The 277-nt window shown below is 47.3% G+C and carries 1 protein-coding gene; it reads left to right on the forward strand.

Going from position 1 to position 277, the window contains the following annotated elements; genetic code table 11:
- Window positions 1-277: ATP-binding cassette domain-containing protein (locus AB4585_RS25675; RefSeq protein WP_372171604.1), on the forward strand; the 277-nt coding region annotated here is incomplete at both ends.

Consider the following 277-nt stretch of genomic DNA (forward strand, 5'->3'; position numbering starts at 1 on the left):
CAGTATCGATGATACCTACGTTAACTGTGAAAAATACAGTAAAGCCGAAGAACTGGCTTTAAGACGTAAAACAGGCTTTGTCTTCCAAAGCTACGCACTGTTTGCGCATATGACAGCTCGCCAGAATATTGCCGAGGGCCTAATTACGGTTCATGGCTGGAAAAAAGACAAGGCATTGGAGCGCGCTCAGCAGATATTGGATGACATCGGCTTACAAGATAAAGGCGATAGCTACCCAGCAGCTCTATCCGGTGGTCAGCAGCAGCGAGTAGGTATC

The sequence above is a fragment of the Vibrio sp. 10N.222.49.C9 genome, from assembly GCF_041474985.1.
Classification (GTDB): Bacteria; Pseudomonadota; Gammaproteobacteria; order Enterobacterales; family Vibrionaceae; genus Vibrio; species Vibrio crassostreae_C.